The sequence below is a fragment of the Phenylobacterium sp. CCH9-H3 genome (genome assembly GCF_001557235.1).
Taxonomy (GTDB): domain Bacteria; phylum Pseudomonadota; class Alphaproteobacteria; order Caulobacterales; family Caulobacteraceae; genus Phenylobacterium.
In genome coordinates this window covers 1-13,464 of record NZ_LSJI01000282.1, presented here as the reverse complement: position 1 = coordinate 13,464, position 13,464 = coordinate 1, and the positions used below count along the sequence as shown (strand labels likewise).

The window sequence follows — 13,464 nt, the reverse complement described above, 5'->3', positions numbered from 1 at the left end:
CGCAAGTCTTGAGGTGTTGCTGATGAGCGAGGCAAGCGTTGCGGCCGGAGCGCGCTGGTCGCGGCAGGACTGGGTGGAGCTGGCGGTGACCCGGTTGAAAGCCGATGGCGCGCCGGCCCTTACGGTCGACGGCCTTTGCGTGGCGGCGGGCCGCACCAAGGGATCGTTCTATCACCATTTCGAGACCATGGACGCGCTGCTGGTGGAACTGGCGCGGCGGTGGCGGCGAACCGAGACCTACGAGATCGGCGCCCTGGCCACCGCCCAGGCCGATCCGCGCAGGGGTCTGCGCGCCCTGGCCAGGCGGTCCGAGCGCATGGATCACAGTCTCGAGATCGGCGTGCGGGAACTTGCGGCCCGACGGCCCGGTGTCGCGGCGCTGGTGCGCGACGCCGACACGGCGCGCGAGGGCATCATCGCCGGCCTGCTGGCCCGCGCCTACAACCTTGGCGCTTCCGAAGCGGCGGACGTGGCGCGGGTTTTCCACTCGCTGCAGTTGGCCGCCCAGCTCAGGACGCCCGGCGACGTTGCGGGTTTCTCGGCGGGTCCGGCGCGGCGGCTGACGGCGTGGCTGGAGGCGAAGGCCGGCCGCTAACCCTGCCGGAACCGGCGCATCTCGCGGTGCAGGATGTAGACGCCGCTGGCCGCGACGATGACCGCGCCCACCAGGGTCAGGGGATGCGGCAGCTCGCCCCAGATCACCAAGCCCAAGAGGGCGGCCCAGACCAGCTGGGTGTAGTCGAACGGCGCGATCACCCCGATGGGCGCCTGACGCAGCGCCTCGGTGAGGAAGAGCTGGCCCACCCCGCCGATCAGGCCGGCCACGACCAGCATGCCCAGGGTCGCGGGATCGGGCGTCACCCAGTGAAAAGCCGAGCCGATGGCGCCCAGCACCACGCCGCCCAGGGTGAAGTAGAAGACGATGGTGGGCCCGCGCTCGGTGTCGGCGATCTGGCGGATCGCCACCATAGCGCCGGCCGCGCCCAGCGCGCTGAGAATGCCGAGGGTCACGCCGGGCACGTTCAGCTGTCCCGGCAGGGGTCGGGCCATGATCAGGACGCCCAGGAAGCCCACCACCACCGCCCCCCAGCGGTGACGCCCGACCTTTTCCGACAGCAGCAGGGCGGACAGCGCCGTCATGAACAGCGGCGAGGTGAACTGCAGCGCGGTGGCCTCCGTCAGCGGCAGGTACTGCACGGCCGAGAAGCCGCAAACCATGCCCGTCAGCCCCACCGTGGCCCGCGCCAGGTGGCCGAAGGGGCGCTGCGTCTTCAGCACCTCCCAGCCGGTGGTGCGGGCGATATAGAGCCCGAGCGGCACGAAGGCGAACAGGTTGCGGAACAGGATGATCTCGAAGACCGGGATCCCGCGGGAGCCGGTCCACTTCACGATCGCCGACAGGCACGCCATGCAGGCCATGGCCGCCACGCGGAAGGCGATGCCGAAGGCGACGTTCTGGGCCGGGGGGTGCGCGGGCGGCGGGGACACGGGCCCTTAAGCGGGACGCGGACCGGGTTCGTCAATGGCCGCCGGTGGGATCAAGCCTTTACGGCGACCCTGACGCGGGTCTCCATGGCCGCACAACAACTCGGGGGAGATTCCAGCATGCCCAGCCCAATCCTTCAGCCCGTCGTCGCCTTGGTCCTGTGGTCCATGGTGATGTGGGCCTGGCTCTACGCCACCCGCATTCCGGCGATGCAGAAGGCCAAGGTCGCGCTGGACCCCGCCCTGACGTCGGCGGACCTGGCCGCACGCCTGCCGCCGCAGGTCCGTTGGAAGGCCGACAACTATAACCACCTGATGGAGCAGCCGACCCTGTTTTACGCCATCGCCCTGACCCTAGCGGTCGCGGGACACGGCGAGGGACTGAACGCCGCCCTCGCCTGGGGCTACGTCGGCCTGCGGGTGGTCCACAGCCTGGTCCAGGCCACGGTGAACGTGATCATGCTGCGCTGGGCCCTGTTCATGCTGGCCTCGCTGGTGCTGCTGGGCCTCGCGGCCCAGGCGGCGGCGGTCGTCTTCTAGAACGCCCGGGCGTCCCCGAAGAGCAGCGGGACGGTCCGGGCGATCAGGCGCAGGTCGTCGCGGAAGCGCCAGCCGTCCACATAGGCGTTGTCGGCGTCGATGCGGGCGAACAGGCCCTCATCGTTGGCGACCTCCCCGCGATAGCCGTTCACCTGGGCCGCGCCGGTGAGACCCGGGCGGGTGCGGAACCGGCCGGCGTAGTTGGGCACCCGGCGGCTCCAGACGAGGTCGTGGGCGATGGCGTGGGGCCGCGGGCCGACGATGGACATCTCGCCCTTCAGCACGTTCAGGAGCTGGGGCAGTTCATCCAGGCTGAGCTTGCGCAACAGGGCCCCGAGGGGCGTGACCCGGGAGTCGCCGCGGGTGGCCTGGCGGATCTCGGCGCCGTCCTCGGTCACCCGCATGGTCCGGAACTTGTAGATGCGGAAGGGGCGGCCGTGCAGGCCGGTGCGCTGCTGGCGGAAGAGGATCGGCCCCTCGCTTTCCATCCAGATCGCCACGCCGATCACTAGCAACAGCGGCAGGAAGGCCAGCAGGGCCAGACTGGCCGCCAAGATGTCGAAGGCGCGCTTGCGACGGCTGGACGCCACCCTTGCAGGCTCGTCGGCCGAGACAACACGGAGCGGCGCTTGCGCGCGCGGCGCGATGACGGTCATTTGCCAGCCCAGCTCCGTGCACCCCCCGAACATTGCGCTAAACCGCCGACACGGGCCGCAGGTTCCGGTTTGCGCGCCCACATTAACGAAAAAGTGCTGCAGTGCACAATGACGGGCAGGACTTCCCCTGGGCCCCGCACGGCCTAAGCTCGCGCTCCAGAAGAGGCCCGGAGGAAGCCCATGGCGCGTAGGCTCGTCGACCTGTCGATCCCCATCACCAACGACATCGTCTCGGACCCCGACGTGATGCGGCCGCAGGTGACCTATTCGAAGCACAAGGAGACCGTGGGCCAGATCGCCTCGTTCTTCCCGGGGCTGAAGGCGGAGGACCTGCCCGACGGCGAAGGCTGGGCGGTGGAGCAGGTCCGGCTGTCGACTCACAACGGCACCCACATGGACGCGCCCTGGCACTTCCATTCCACCACCGACGCGGCCGAGCAGGTGCGGCCCGCGCCGACGATCGACGAGGGGCCGCTGGACTACTTCCTGCAGCCCGGGGTGAAGCTGGACTTCCGTCATTTCGAGGATGGTTACGTCGCCACCGCCGCCGACGTGGAGGCTGAGTTGGGCCGCATCGGCCACGAGTTGCAGCCGCTGGACATCGTGCTGGTGAACACCGCCGCCGGCGCGGCCTATGGCGGCCCCGACTACATCCACAAGGGCTGCGGCATGGGCGAGGAGGCCACGCTCTACCTCACCGAACGGGGCGTGAAGGTGGTGGGCACCGACGCCTGGTCGTGGGACGCGCCGTTCTCGCACACCGCCCGCAAATGGGCGGAGAGCCACGATCCGAAAATCATCTGGGAGGGGCACAAGGCGGGCCGCCTGCGCGAGTACTACCAGATCGAGAAGCTCACCAACCTGGAAAGCCTGCCCCCTAGCGGCTTCACCCTGTCGTGCTTCCCGGTGAAGATCGCGGGCGCTTCGGCCGGCTGGATCCGGGCGGTTGCGATCCTCGAGTGAGCGCCACCGTCACAAAACGCGCCGGGCTTCTCGTGTAAGGTTCCGCCCGACCCACCGCGACGGCGCGCCATGACCCGACGTATCCCCCGGCTGGAAGTGATCGAGGCCTTCATCGAGGCCGCGCGCGCGCCCAGCTTCCGGATCGCCGCCGAGCGTTGCGCCCTCTCGCCCGCCGCGTTCTCGCGGCGCATCCAGGCCTTTCGGTTGTTCGTCGGACGCGAGGTGTTCGACCGCACGCCCGCCGGCATGCGCCTGACCGCCGCGGGCCAGGAGTGTCTCGACACCCTGGAGCCCATCTACCGCACCATGACCCAGGCGGCGCTGGAGCTCGGCGGGCCGCGCGGCGGCGGCAAGGTCACCCTGTCGCTGTCGCATTCGCTGGCGGTGGCGTGGCTGTTTCCGCGGCTGGACCGGTTCCGGCAGCGCTGCCCCGACATCGAGGTGGCGATCCAGACCACGCGCACGGCTGAGGCCATCCGGGCCGGCGACGCCGACCTGGGAGTCTGCGCCTCCGACGTGGACGCCGTCGGCCTGCATACCGAGCACTTGCTGGACGTGCACGTGGCCCCGGTCGCGGCGCCGGAGCTCGTGGCGGCGTTCCACGAGGGGCGGATCGCCCTGGCCGGCCAGCGCCTCCTTGCTCCGGCGCAGGCGCCGGGCATGTGGTCGTGGTGGGGCGAGGCCACCGCCGCGAATGGCGGCCCGTTCGCGGCCAGCGACACCTTCGACATGGCCTATGCGCTGTACGAGGCCGCCGCCGCGGGCTGGGGCGTCGCGGCGGGGATGGGCGTCACCGTGGCGACGCACCTGAAGACCGGCCGCCTGGTCAGCCTTGGCCTGCCGTCGGCGCGCTATCCCGGCGGCTATCGGCTCGTGGGCCGCGCCAGCCGCATGCGCGCGCCGGCCGTGGCGGCGATGTGGACCTGGTTGGCCGAGGAGGCGAAGGCGGGACGCCGGACGGCCCACGCAGCCCCCGCCGACGCAGCCGCCGGCGGCGCGGCGTTCGCCTGACGCGACGCGCTGTCCAGGGCCGCGATCACCGCGTCGGCCATGCGGTAGCCCGCCAGGGCGACGCGGATCTCCGCATCGCCCCGCACCTGTCGCCACTGCGCCTCGGTCAGGGCTGGCGCCGTCGCCGCGGCCGGCGACGTGGGCACGCCAGCTCCATAGGCGGTGGCGACCGCGAGCGGATGGCTCTCCTCGCGCGCCCAGGCGGCGAAGCGGTCGGGGCTGAACGGCCCCAGGGCTGCCAGCGATGCGCGCGGATGCGCCGCCTGGACCTCCCGCGCCTTGCGATCGGCGTCGGCCGCCAGGCCCGAGCGGCTCACGCTGTCGTCCCACAGCCAGTGCAGCGAGATCGCCTCTCCCGACAGGGGATCGCGCACGAACTGCCGGCCGCCGCCCAGGTCGCCGGCCGGATAGGCCGCCGAGAACAGCTCGGCCGTGTGCAGCGGCTGGTGGATGTCGCCCGCCACGTGCAGCACCCAGCAGAGGGCCTGCGCCCGCGCGCCGGGTTCGGCCCGGGCGTCGGCCAGGACGCGGTAGTTCAGCGAGAGCGCCTCTAGCGCCTGGCCGGAGGGCGCCCCGCCGCGGCCCGCCAGGCGCGCGCGGGTCTCCTCAGGCACATCGGCGGCGAGCACCGGCCACAGCACCGCATGCCAGGTGGGGTGGTCATGGCCCGTCAGACGGACGTCGTCTGGCCAGCGGGCGCACTGCAGGAACATGCGCCGGGCCCGCTCGGCGCCCACGGTGCGGTCCACCGCCACCTGGAACGGCCCGCGGTCGGGGTGCGCGTCCAGCATGGCCTCCAGCGGCGCCAGCAGATCGGGGCGCACGCGCGAGATCTCGTCGTAGGCGATGGCGGCCGTGACCATGTGGCCGGGCCGGGTCCAGGCCGCCGCCGGCTGGACCGCGACCAAGACGAGCGCCGCGGCGAGGACGATGGCGCGCATCTCAGAACTCCGCCGTGAGCCGCAGGTAGTACTCGCGCCCGTTGACGCCCAGCGGGTCGAACTCGCTGTAGGGCCGCCCCGTCCCCTCGCCCACCAGCCGGTCCGGATATTCATCGGCCGCGTTCAGGACGCCGACCGTCGCGGTGTAGCGATCGCGGAAGCGGTAGGCGGCGGAGACGTCGATGGACGTGCGCCCTTCCATCACCTGGTTCGCCCCGCCCAGCGGCGAGGTGATCCGGTGAGCGCCGAAGCGGGTCACGTCGGCGATGAAGCGCACGTCGCGCCAGGCCAGCTCGCTGTTGAACACCAGCTTGTTGCGCGGCTGGCCGTCGGCGGTGAGATCGATGGAGCCGGCCCCGAGCAGCGGGCTGGCCGGCAGGACGGGATTGGTCGCCAGGCGGCGCACGTCGGTGTCGAAGGCGCCGTAGCCCAGCGTCACCGCCAGGCGTGCGTCGGGGGCGAGCCGGCGATCCCAGCGCAAGGTGGCTTCCCAGCCCTTGGTGCGGGTGTCGGCGGCGTTGGTGAAGAACCGGGCCACCGCCGCGTTGGTCACCCCGTTGGCGCGCAGGATCGCGGCCACGGCCGGGCCTTGCAGGTTCTCCGACAGGGCGATGCGGTCGTCGATGTCGATGCGGAAGAGATCGAGGCTGAGCGAGAGGCCGGGCGCCGGGGTGAGAACGACGCCCGCCGCGTAGCTGACCGAGGTCTCGGCCTTCAGCGGGCTCGACCCCAGGGCCACCGAGATCGGATCGTTCACCGCGAAGGTGCCCACGTTCTGCAGCACGCCGGCGTTGTTCTGGCTGGTCACGGTGGAGAAGAACTGCTGCTGGAGCGACGGCGCGCGGATGCCGGTGCTGGCCGTGCCGCGCAGGGCCACGACGTCGCGGGGCCGCCAGAACACCGATGCCTTCCCGGTCGCCTCCTCGCCGAAGTCGGAATAGTCCTCGTAGCGGCCGGCCAGGCCCAGATCGAGGCCTTCGGCCAGGCTCAGCTCACCGTCCACGAATGCGCTGACCGCGTGGCGGCTGACGTCCACCGGCGCGGGCGGATTGAACCCCGGGAAGCCCTGGGCGCCGGCCAGGGTGTAGGAGTCCTGGTCGCCGCGCACGAGCCGATAGGTCTCGCGACGGTGCTCGAGGCCCCCCGCCAGGTGCGCGCCCGCGGCCAGGTCGAAGGCGCGATCCACCGTCAGGTTGACGAGGTTCTGCGAATACCGCGCCCCGCCGCCGTAGAACCGGGTCGGGCTGGCGGCGCCGAGCGAGGTGTTGACGCTCGTTCCAACGCGATAGTCGCCTTTGGAGCGGCCGTAGGTGTCGGAGAGATCCCAGGTCCAGCCGCCGATCTCGCCCGTGGCCCCGACACTGGCCCCCACATCCCGCAGGTCGAGGTTCACCCGGGGCAGGAAGCCGTTCGGATAGAACGCCGGCGCCACGGTCGGCGCGCGGAACAGCGGGCTCATCTCGGAGTCCCGGCGGGCGTGGGTGGCGAAGCCGTAGAGCCTGACGCCGGCGGCCAGCGGCAGTTCGGCGTTGGCGGTGACATCGATGTCGGTGCTCTGGGGATCGCCGAAGGTGGAGGTGACGCGGCCGAACCGCGGATCGACCTCGGCGGCGTTGGTGTCGCCGCGGTCGCGCACCTCGCCGGTCAAGGTCAGGAAGCCCTCGGCGCCCAACCGGAAGCCCTGGCGGGCCGTGACGATGGTCGTCCTGCCGTCACCGCGCTCGGTCTCGCCGTACTGGACCGACGCCTGACCGCCCTCGGCGTCGTCGCGGAGCACGATGTTCACCACCCCGGCGATGGCGTCCGAGCCATACTGGGCCGCGGCGCCGTCGCGCAGGATCTCGACCTGGCCGATCGCCGTCACCGGGATCGTGTTGTAGTCGACCGGCACGGAGCCTCGGTAGGCGCCGTTGTTGAACGTGATGACGGAAGAGGCGTGGCGGCGCTTGCCGTTGACCAGGACCAGCACTTGGTCGGGGCTCAGTCCTCGCAGGGTCGCCGGTCGCGCCCCGGCCACGGACGGCCCCGAGGAACTGCGCGGGTAGTTGAACGACGGGGACAGGAATTCCAGCACCTTGGTGAGGTCGTTGTGGCCGCGCGCTGCGACCTCAGCGCCCGGGAGCACGTCGACCGGCGCAGCGGTCTCCGTGGCCAGGCGCGGCGCCCCGCGGCTGCCCACCACCACAAGCTCGGCCACGCCGGCTTCGGCCCCGGTCTCCGCCCACGCCGGCTGGCCCAGCGCCGCCAACCCCGCGGCCGTCATCAAGCCCTTGCGCATCCCGATCCCCCACCGTGTTGCGGCCGGCTTATCGGCCCGGCAGGGCGGCCGGTCGAACGCAATGATCGCAAGGGCGATTGCGCGCGACGCAACGCTCCCTCGCCGGGCCCCCGGCCAGGGCGTGATCGCGGCGGTCGACGCTCAAGGCCCCTTGGCGTGGGGCCGAGTCGGCGCCAGTTTGCCGCGCGTAAACGATTACATCGGGGAGGCGGGACGCATGGACGCGCCCATGTCGCGAGGCCGCCATGGCCGGAGCTGAACCCTATGACGTGATCGTCGTCGGCTCGGGCGCCGGCGGCGGGATGAGCGCCTATCACCTGACCCGCTCAGGCCTGAAGGTGCTGATGCTGGAGGCGGGCCGCAACTACGACCCCGTCACCGAGACCCCGATGTTCAACATCCCGGCCGAGGCGCCCCTGCGCGGGGTGGGCACGCCGGACAAGCCGTTCGGCTTCTACGACGCCACCGTCGACGGCGGCTGGGAAGTGCCGAACGAGCCCTACACCGTGGCCGAAGGGTCCGAGCCGTTCACCTGGTGGCGGCCGCGGATGCTGGGCGGACGGACCAACCACTGGGGTCGGATCTCCCTGCGCTTCGGGCCGCTGGACTTCAAGCCGCGCAGCCGCGACGGCCTGGGTTACGACTGGCCGATCACCTACGACGACCTGGCGCCCTGGTACGACCGGACCGAGAAGCTGATCGGGGTCAGCGGCGCCGCGCCGCCCCGGGGCCTGACCAACACCCCGGATTCGCCGCCCGGCTGCCTGATGGAGTCGGCGCCGCCGCGGGCGTTCGAGCTGTTCTACGCCAGCGCCTTCGAAGCCATGGGCATCCCGGTCGTGCCGATGCACGGGGCGGTGGTCACCCAGAAGATGGAGGGGCGGAACACCTGCGTCTTCGCCACCCCCTGCGGCCGCGGCTGCTCGATCGGCGCGAACTTCCAGTCGACGACGGTGCTGATCCCGCCGGCCCTGGCGACCAGGAACCTGACCATCACCACCAACGCCCTCGTCTATCAGGTCGACCTGGACAAGGCGGGCAAGGCGAAGGGCGTGACCTATGTCGACCGGGTCACCGGCGAGCACCACTCGGTGAGGGGCAAGGCGGTCGTGCTGTCGGCCGGGTCGGGCGAGACGGCGCGGATCCTGCTGAACTCGAAGAGTTCGAAGTTTCCGGACGGGCTGTGTAACACCCAGGGCATGGTCGGCCGCTACCTGATGGACAGCGTGGGGCTGGGCGTCGCCGGCCAGTTCCCGGCGCTGGAGGGCCTGCCGCCCACCAACGACGACGGCCAGGGCACCCAGCACACCTATGTCCCCTGGTGGGGCTACGACCGGCACAAAGAGCTGGGGTTCCCGCGCGGCTACCACATCGAGATCAATGGCGGCCGCCGGATGCCGTCCATGGGCCTGGCCGGCCTGTTGCCCGACGACGAGACCAGCGTCGGCGACGACCTGCGCGCCCGGCTGCGCCAGCGTTTCGGCAGCGTCATCGGCTTCGACGGCCGGGGCGAGATGATCCCCAACGACGACTGCTACTGCGAGCTGGATCCCAAGGTGAAGGACAAGTGGGGCATCCCGGTCCTGCGCTTCCACTGGAAGTGGGGCGAGCACGAGACGCGGCAGGCGGCCCACATGGTGACCACCTTCCTGGAAGTGATCGACCGCCTGGGGGGCAAGCCCATCGGCCCGATCGAGCGCGACGGCCGCAAGGCGATCTCCAAGGGCGGTGAAATGATCCACGAGGTGGGCACGGTGCGCATGGGCGCCTCGGACGCGGACTCGGTGGTGAACCAGTACGGCCAGGCCTGGGCCGTGCCCAACCTGTTCGTCACCGACGGCGCGGTGCTGGTCTCCAGCCCCGACAAGAACCCGACGCTGTCGATCCTGGCCCTGGCCTGGCGGTCCAGCGACCACCTGGCGACCCTCGCCAAACAGGGGGCTCTATGAGCGAGCCCACACCCTACGTCCGCAAGATCGACCGGCGCACGGCCCTGGCCTGGATCGGGGCGGTCGGGGCGGCCACGGCGGTCGGCGCCGGCGTCGTGGTCTATGGCCCAACGATCGGCGGCCAGGCCGAGGCCAAGGGCTATGGCACCGACCCCAAGCTGGTCACTCCGGAGAAGGCGCCGTGGCCGCGCCTTCTGAGCGATGCGGAGCTGCAAGCGGCGGCCATCCTCGCCGACTTCGTCCTGCCTGCCAGTGGGACGGCGCCGGCGGCGAGCGCCCTGGGGGTTCCGGACTTCATCGACGAGTGGGTCAGCGCGCCCTACCCCGACCAGCTCAAGGACCGGCCGGTGATCCGCGACGGGCTGAAGGCGCTGGCGAAGGCGGGGGCCGCCGAGCGCCCGGCGGCCATGGCCGCGCTGCAGGCTGAGGGTGGGGCCTTCTTCAAGCGGTTCCGAGCCCTGACGATCGGCGCCTACTACACGACCGAGGCAGGCTTCAAGGACATCGGCTACATCGGCAACATCGCCCGCGAGGCCGATGAGGGACCCTCCGCCGAGGTGAAGGCGGCGCTGAACCTGCAGCTGGCCAAGCTGGGCCTCAAGGGAGTTTCGGCATGAAGACGATCGCGCTCGGAATAACCCTGGCGTTGCTCGCGGGCGGCGTGCAGGCGGCCGAGAACGCCCTCACCGCCGCCGAGCGCGCGGCGGGTTGGAGGCTGCTGTTCGACGGGACCAGCACCGAGGGCTGGCGCGGCTTCAAGACCCCCGAGCCCGATCCGGGCTGGACCGCCAAGGGCGAGCTCAGCCCTGACCCGAAGACCTCCAAGGACCTGATGACCCGGGACACCTTCGAGAACTTCGACCTGACGTTCGAGTGGAAGATCGGGCCGAAGGGCAACTCCGGGGTGATGTTCCACGTCACCGAGGCGGGCGGCCAGACCTATGAGAGCGGGCCCGAATACCAGGTGCTGGACAACAGCCGCGGCGAGCCGCCGCTGGAGCAGGCCGGCGGCCTCTTCGCCCTCTACGCTCCCGAAGGCGCCGTGACGAAGCCCGTCGGCGAGTACAACACCGGCCGCATCCTGGTGGACCACGGCAAGGTCGAGCACTGGCTGAATGGGGTGAAGGTGGCGGCCTACGACATGAACTCCGCCGACTTCAAGGCGCGGGTGGCGGCGAGCAAGTTCACCCGATGGCCCACCTTCGCGGCCGCGCCGTCCGGGCACATCGCCCTGCAGAACCACGGCGACCCCGTAGCCTTCCGCAACCTGAAGATCCGGCCGCTGCCGTGAGCTTCGCGCCGCAGGCGCGTTCAGACACCAAGACCTCCAAGCGCGCACGAAGACCACGAAGAGGCCCGCTCCCCCTTCGTGATCTTTGTGACCTTCGTGCGCTTTGTGTCTCCTCGCGCCTCTGGCGCAGCACGCTCGCGCTACGCGCCGTTCAGGTCGCCCAGCCGCGGCCGATCTCGGAAAGGGGCACGCAGCCGCGGTAGTCGCCGGGGACCGGGTCGTAGCGCAGCGCGATGGTGGCGCCCGGCTCGGAGGTGAAATAGCCGACGGTCACGAGCTCCTTCAGGCCCCGGAAGAAGGCCTTGCCCGAGCGGTCGTAGCCGTTGAGCAGCTCCTGCTGCTGGGGTCCGCTCAACCGGGCGAACGGCGCCCTGTGGGCAGCGTGAGCGTCGCGGTCGATCTGATCCAGGCCAGCCTTGATCGCCGCCGCGTCGTCGGGCGCCGAATAGGTCGCCAGCGCGCGATCCACGAACTGGGGCACGCCGGCCGCCCGGGCGCCGGGGGTGTCCGTCGCCGGGATGATCGCCTCGGCCACGGCGTCCAAGACGACGGCCTGGGCCGGCGACACCGCCTTGGGCGTCCAGGCGAGGGTCGGCGTCGCCTGCGCAAAGGCCGCGGCGGGCAGGACCAGGGCAGTCCAGAGGGCGCCGAAGGAAAGCGCCGCTTCGCGTCGGTTCAGCATCCTAGATCTCCCCCCGCTTCTTCGCCTCGACCGCGTGCGCGCAGGCCCGGGCGGTCAGCGCCATGTAGGTCAGGGACGGGTTCACGCAGGAGGCGGACGCCATGGCCGCTCCGTCCGTGACGTAGACGTTCTTGCAGGCGTGGACCTGGTTGTGGGCGTTCAGCACCGAAGTCTTGGGATCGCGGCCCATACGCGCCGTGCCCATCTCGTGGATGCCGAGCCCCGGCGCATAGCCCTGGTCGCCGGCCAGGATCTTCTTGAAGCCCGCGGCCTCGAGCATCTCGGCGGCCGCCGTCGCCATGTCCTTGCGCATCGCCTTCTCGTTCTCGCGGATGGAGACATCGAAGGTCAGGGTGGGCAGACCGTGCTTGTCCGTCTTGGCCTTGTTGAGGGTCACCCGGTTGTCGGCATACGGGAGGATCTCGCCGAAGCCGCCCAGGCGGAACATCCAGGGGCCCGGCTGGCTGAGCGCCGCCTTGCGCTCGGCGCCCACGCCCGAAACCGGGCGGTCCCAACCCTGGCGGCCCGCGCCGCCCTGGTAGCCATACCCACGCAGGAAGTCGGACCGGGCCGAGGCCTTGTCGCCCAGGTTTCGGAAGCGCGGGATGTAGATTCCATTCGGCCGGCGACCGGAATAATAGCTGTCCAGATAGCCTGGGACTTCCGCCACCGCGCCGACGCCCAGGTGGTGGTCCATGATGTTGCGGCCGACTTGGTCGCTGTCGTTGCCGAAGCCGTTGGGGAAACGCGAACTGGTGGAGTTCAGCATGATCCAGGCCGTGCTCAGCGCCGAGGCGCAGAGGAAGACGACGCCGGCGTAGAACTCGATCTCCTGGCCGCTGGCCTCGTCCAGAACGCGGACGCCCGTCGCCTTGCTGGTCTTGGGGTCCAGGATCAGCGAGGTAACGATCGAGCCCGTCCGGATCTTCAGGTTGCCCGTGCGCTCGGCGGCCACCAGGGTCGCGGAGTTCGAGCTGAAGTAGGCGCCGAACGGGCACCCGCGGACGCACAGGTTCCGGTGCTGGCACTTGCCGCGGCCCAGGGCGATCTGCTCCTCGGTGGGCGCGGTCAGGTGCGCGGCGCGGCCGATGGTGATGCGGCGGCCCAGCCGCTCCTCGACGCTGGCCTTGAAGGCCTTCTCGACGCAGTTCATCTCCATCGGCGGCTGGAACTGGCCGTCGGGAAGCTGCGCCAGGCCCTCCGCCTGGCCGCTGACGCCGATGAACCGCTCCACATGATCGTACCAGGGGGCGAGGTCGGCGTACCGGATCGGCCAGTCCACGCCGACGCCTTCCCGGGCGTTGGCCTCGAAATCGATGGGCGCATGGCGATAGCTCTGCCGGCCCCAGGTCAGCGAGCGGCCGCCCAGGTGATGGCCGCGGATCCAGTCGAACCGCTTGTCCTCGGTGTACGGGTTCTCGTCGTCGCGGACGAAGAAATGCTTGGAATATTCGGTGACCGCGTACCCGGTGCGCTGCTGCACCTTGTAGTGCGCGTCCAGCTCCGCCTGGGGCAGCTTACCCTTCGGATACGTCGTCTCCCACGGATTGGTCTGGGCGGTCGGGTAGTCCTCGATGTGGCGGACCATCGGGCCCCGCTCGAGAACCAGGGTCTTCAGGCCCTTCTCGGTAAGCTCCTTGGCGGCCCAACCGCCGGAGATGCCGCTGC

At 70.9% G+C, this 13,464-nt stretch carries 12 protein-coding genes and 1 pseudogene; 7 read left to right on the top strand and 6 right to left on the bottom strand.

Annotation, left to right across the window (positions count from 1 at the left end; all coding sequences use genetic code 11):
- The first annotated feature begins 22 nt into the window (after positions 1-22).
- The gene (locus tag AX721_RS25040; RefSeq protein WP_197422711.1) at positions 23-595 is read left to right on the top strand and encodes a TetR/AcrR family transcriptional regulator; all 573 of its coding nucleotides are present in this window, start codon (positions 23-25) and stop codon (positions 593-595) included.
- Here the strand turns inward: AX721_RS25040 and AX721_RS25035 are convergent.
- Positions 592-1,488 (bottom strand): DMT family transporter, encoded by an 897-nt coding sequence (locus AX721_RS25035; protein WP_082765822.1) that lies wholly within the window; start codon positions 1,486-1,488, stop codon positions 592-594. The genes AX721_RS25040 and AX721_RS25035 overlap by 4 nt on opposite strands.
- A 117-nt stretch (positions 1,489-1,605) precedes the next feature.
- Here AX721_RS25035 and AX721_RS25030 point away from each other — a divergent pair, with 117 nt between their 5' ends.
- Complete coding sequence (locus tag AX721_RS25030) at positions 1,606-2,025, top strand: MAPEG family protein (protein WP_068878683.1); 420 nt, start codon at positions 1,606-1,608, stop codon at positions 2,023-2,025.
- On the opposite strand, the gene AX721_RS25025 is transcribed toward AX721_RS25030, so the two are convergent.
- Positions 2,022-2,615: a sugar transferase gene (locus tag AX721_RS25025; RefSeq protein WP_068878710.1), complete on the bottom strand. Its 594-nt coding sequence runs from the start codon at positions 2,613-2,615 to the stop codon at positions 2,022-2,024. The genes AX721_RS25030 and AX721_RS25025 overlap by 4 nt on opposite strands.
- 246 nt (positions 2,616-2,861) lie before the next feature.
- Here AX721_RS25025 and AX721_RS25020 point away from each other — a divergent pair, with 246 nt between their 5' ends.
- Together AX721_RS25020 and AX721_RS27090 are read left to right on the top strand one after the other, a co-directional pair.
- The gene (locus AX721_RS25020) at positions 2,862-3,644 is read left to right on the top strand and encodes a cyclase family protein (protein WP_068878682.1); all 783 of its coding nucleotides are present in this window, start codon (positions 2,862-2,864) and stop codon (positions 3,642-3,644) included.
- A 69-nt stretch (positions 3,645-3,713) separates the two neighbouring features.
- Positions 3,714-4,655 (top strand): LysR family transcriptional regulator, encoded by a 942-nt coding sequence (locus tag AX721_RS27090; protein ID WP_082765824.1) that lies wholly within the window; start codon positions 3,714-3,716, stop codon positions 4,653-4,655.
- A gap of 32 nt (positions 4,656-4,687) precedes the next feature.
- Here AX721_RS27090 and AX721_RS28500 read toward each other — a convergent pair.
- Both AX721_RS28500 and AX721_RS25005 read right to left on the bottom strand, forming a co-directional pair.
- Positions 4,688-5,596: pseudogene (locus tag AX721_RS28500) on the bottom strand (S1/P1 nuclease); the annotation flags it as partial.
- Between the two features lies 1 nt (position 5,597).
- On the bottom strand, positions 5,598-7,874 hold the full coding sequence (locus AX721_RS25005; RefSeq protein ID WP_068878679.1) for a TonB-dependent siderophore receptor: 2,277 nt from the start codon (positions 7,872-7,874) through the stop codon (positions 5,598-5,600).
- Positions 7,875-8,119: 245 nt separating this feature from the next.
- Between AX721_RS25005 and AX721_RS25000 the strand changes: the two genes are divergently transcribed.
- The 3 genes from AX721_RS25000 to AX721_RS24990 are packed head-to-tail and all read left to right on the top strand — an operon-like array spanning position 8,120 to position 11,114.
- Positions 8,120-9,823: a GMC family oxidoreductase gene (locus tag AX721_RS25000; protein ID WP_068878678.1), complete on the top strand. Its 1,704-nt coding sequence runs from the start codon at positions 8,120-8,122 to the stop codon at positions 9,821-9,823.
- A complete protein-coding gene (locus AX721_RS24995) occupies positions 9,820-10,440 on the top strand; it encodes a gluconate 2-dehydrogenase subunit 3 family protein (protein ID WP_068878677.1) in 621 nt (206 codons plus the stop codon). Before AX721_RS25000 ends, AX721_RS24995 begins: the two co-directional genes overlap by 4 nt.
- Complete coding sequence (locus tag AX721_RS24990; RefSeq protein WP_068878676.1) at positions 10,437-11,114, top strand: DUF1080 domain-containing protein; 678 nt, start codon at positions 10,437-10,439, stop codon at positions 11,112-11,114. The genes AX721_RS24995 and AX721_RS24990 overlap by 4 nt, the downstream gene beginning before the upstream one ends.
- A 151-nt stretch (positions 11,115-11,265) precedes the next feature.
- On the opposite strand, the gene AX721_RS24985 is transcribed toward AX721_RS24990, so the two are convergent.
- Positions 11,266-11,796 (bottom strand): gluconate 2-dehydrogenase subunit 3 family protein, encoded by a 531-nt coding sequence (locus AX721_RS24985; protein WP_068878675.1) that lies wholly within the window; start codon positions 11,794-11,796, stop codon positions 11,266-11,268.
- A gap of 1 nt (position 11,797) precedes the next feature.
- Positions 11,798-13,464: GMC oxidoreductase (locus AX721_RS24980; protein WP_068878674.1), on the bottom strand; the 1,667-nt coding region annotated here is incomplete at its 5' end.